Annotated in this window: 3 protein-coding genes; 1 reads left to right on the forward strand and 2 read right to left on the reverse strand. The window is 71.2% G+C overall.

Annotation, left to right across the window (positions count from 1 at the left end):
• Positions 1-29 precede the first annotated feature (29 nt).
• Positions 30-1,337 carry an MFS transporter gene (locus ABTZ89_RS37530; RefSeq protein ID WP_351053996.1) on the reverse strand — a complete coding sequence of 436 codons (1,308 nt, stop codon included), beginning with the start codon at positions 1,335-1,337 and terminating at the stop codon, positions 30-32.
• Positions 1,338-1,383: 46 nt separating this feature from the next.
• Entirely contained in the window at positions 1,384-2,352 is a 969-nt protein-coding gene (locus tag ABTZ89_RS37535) for a 2-hydroxyacid dehydrogenase (RefSeq protein WP_270950154.1), read from the reverse strand.
• A gap of 153 nt (positions 2,353-2,505) precedes the next feature.
• Between ABTZ89_RS37535 and ABTZ89_RS37540 the strand changes: the two genes are divergently transcribed.
• The coding region (locus ABTZ89_RS37540; protein WP_351054000.1) for a dihydrodipicolinate synthase family protein at positions 2,506-3,069 on the forward strand (564 nt) is incomplete at its 3' end.

Genomic DNA, 3,069 nt, shown 5'->3' on the forward strand with positions numbered 1-3,069 from the left:
GGTGCCGTGGGCCCACGGCACCCGCAGGGCTAGCCCAGGCGCAACCGCCGGACCGGGGGCAGCAGGAACGCGTAGACCGCGGCACCGGTCAGCGCCACTCCGCCGGCGATCAGCAGCGGCAGGGCGAACGAGCTGGTCAACCCGGTGATCACGCCGATCAGGATCGGCGACACGATCCCGGCGATGTTCGCCGCGGTGTTCTGGATGCCGCCCAGCGAGCCGACGTGGCCGGGGGTCGGGGCGAAGTCCGCCGGGAGCGCCCAGACGCTCGCCGCGGCGAACGTGCTGCAGAAGTAGGAGGCGGAGAGCGCGGTCAGCGCCACGCCCATCGACGGCGAGATCACCGCCAGCGCGATCACCGAGGTGCCCAGCAGTCCGCCGACCAGCGGGATCTTGCGGGCCACCGTCAGCGACACGCCGCGCCGGACGAGGTGGTCGGAGAGCAGTCCGCCGCACCAACCGCCGATCATCGACGCGATGCCGGGGATCATCCCGTAGAAGCCGAACTTCAGCAGGCTCAGGCCGTAGGTCTTGACCAGGAAGGTCGGGAACCAGGTGATGAAGAAGTAGGCGACGAAGTTGACGCAGAAGAAGCCGATCATCATCGCCCACACCGCGCGGAACCGGAACAGCTGGCCCCAGCTGACCACCTCGCCCGGCGGGACCTCCGCCTCCTGGTCGTGCTCGATGTGCGCCAGTTCGGCGGCGCCGATCTTCGGGTGCTCGCGCGGTTCGCGGTAGAACTTCCACCACACCAGCGCCCACACCACGCCGAGCGCCCCGGCCAGCACGAACGCCCACCGCCAGCCGAGGGTGGCGATCGCCAGCGCCACCAGCGGCACCGAAAGCGTTGCGCCCACCGGGTTTCCGTTGTTGAACGTCGCCGACGCGAAGCTGCGCTCGGAGCGCGGGAACCAGCGCGACACCACCTGCGCGCTCGCCGGGAACGCGGGCGACTCACCGATGCCCAGCACCAACCGCAGCACGATCAGCGACGCCACGCCCCAGGCCAGGCCCATGGCCATCGTGGACAGTCCCCAGAGCAGGCTGGCGATCAGCAGCATCTTGCGGGGTCCCAGCCGGTCGGCGAGGAACCCGCCGGGCATCTGCCCGGCAGCGTAGGTCCAGAAGAACGCTGAGAGGACGACACCGCCGACGGCGTCGGACAACCCCAGCTCGTCGCTCATGAACGGCATGGCGACGCTGATCGTCGCGCGGTCGACGTAGTTGATCGCGATGCCGGTGAACAGCACCGCGAGGATCGCGTACCGGACCTTGCCGGTCCCGCCGCGCGCGGACCCGGTTCCGGTCGGCGTTGACCGGGGCGAGGTGACCATCAGTCCTCCTGAGGTGGAACCGCCGCGGGCCGCGGCGGGGTGGGGTTCAGCGCGGGCGGACGCCGTTGACGACGTCCACCGGCGGCCGACCGGCGAGCACCGCGGCGAGCTTCTCGAACAGCCGGTTGCGCAGGTTGTGGTAGGCCTCCCAGGTCACGCCGGCCGTGTGCGGGTTGAGCAGCACGTCGTCGCGGCCGCGCAGCGGGGAGCCGGTCGGCAGCGGCTCTTCGGCGAAGACGTCCAGCGCGGCGCCGGCGAGGCGCCCGGCGTCCAGGGCGCGGACCAGCGCGAACTCGTCGATCACCCCGCCGCGGCCGGCGTTGATCACGTAGGCGCCGTCGGGGAGGGTGGCGAGCAGGTCGTCGTCGAGCAGGTTCCGCGTCGCGTCGTTGAGCGGCAGGTGCAGGCTCAGGACGTCCGACCGCGCCACGACTTCGCCCAGTTCGAGGTATTCGCGGCCGGGTTCTGACGGCACCGGGTCGTGCACCACGACGGCTGCGCCGAAGCCGTCCAGGCGGCGGGCGACGGCGCGCCCGATGTTGCCGAAACCCAGGATTCCCACGGTGAGCGCGGACAGATCCCGCCCGCGCAGTCCTTCCGGGCCCCAGCCGCCGCGCTCGACCTTGCGGTGGCCTCGCGAGTAGTGGCGCAGCAGGTGCAGCATCGCGCCGACGGTCCAGTCGGCGACCGCATCGGCGTTGAAGCCGGGCAGGTTCGCCACCGGGATGCCGCGCTCGGCGGCGGCGAGGTGGTCGACGCCGTCGAAGCCGACCGCGACGGCCTGCACCAGCCGGCAGTTCGGCATCGCGTCCAGCAGCGCCGCGTCGATGCGCCGTTCCTTCTCCAGCGGGGCCAGCACGATCGTCGCGGTGGCCAGCTCGGCGCGGTGCGCCGCGAGGTCGGCGTCCGGCCCGATCTCGGTGATCCGCAGGTCGTCGTGCGGTGGCAGGTTCTCGCGAAGCTCCGCCTCGGTGATGTTGTTCAGGTCGTAGAAGCTGACGATGTGCTCGCCCATGCCGGGCTGCGCTCCTCTCCGGGACCGAGGCGCCGGTGAACTCGCGGCGCCGCACGGGACAGTGACACCCCGGACCAATTCCCGTCAACCGTTAACGAAACTTCGTTAACGGTTTACGATGTCGGGGAGCACCTCCGACGAAAGGAAGCCGACATGAGCGGCCAGCGCACCGTCATCACGGCGGTGACCACGCCCTTCCACCCCAGCGGTGACCTCGATCTGGCGGCCACCAGGGAGCTCTACGGCTTCGTGCGGAGCACCACCGGCCAGCTGCTCGTCGGCGGCACCACCGGCGAGTTCCCCGCGCTGAGCACCGGCGAACGGCTGCACCTGCTGGAGATCGCACTGGAACTCCTCGGCGAGCAGAACGTCATCAACCACGTCGGCGCTGCTGACGCGCGAACGGCGGCGCTGCTGACGCGTGCTTCGGTGCGCGCGGGCGCGCGGCGACTGGCCGCGCTCACGCCGTACTACCTGCCGGCGACGCTGGACGAGCTGCACGCCTACTTCGGCAGCATCCGGGAAGCCGCCGGCGACGCCCAGCTCTACGCCTACCTGTTCCCTGAGCGCAGCGGTATCGACGTCCCGCCCGAGCTGTGCGCCGAACTCGCCCGCGCGCACGGGATCGCGGGCGTGAAGCTCAGCGGCTCCGCCTCCCAGCAGGTCCGCGAGCACGTCGACGCCGGGCCGGACGGTTTCGAGGTGTACAGCGGCAAC

The sequence above is a fragment of the Saccharopolyspora sp. NPDC002686 genome, assembly GCF_040295745.1.
GTDB lineage: Bacteria > Actinomycetota > Actinomycetes > Mycobacteriales > Pseudonocardiaceae > Saccharopolyspora > Saccharopolyspora oryzae.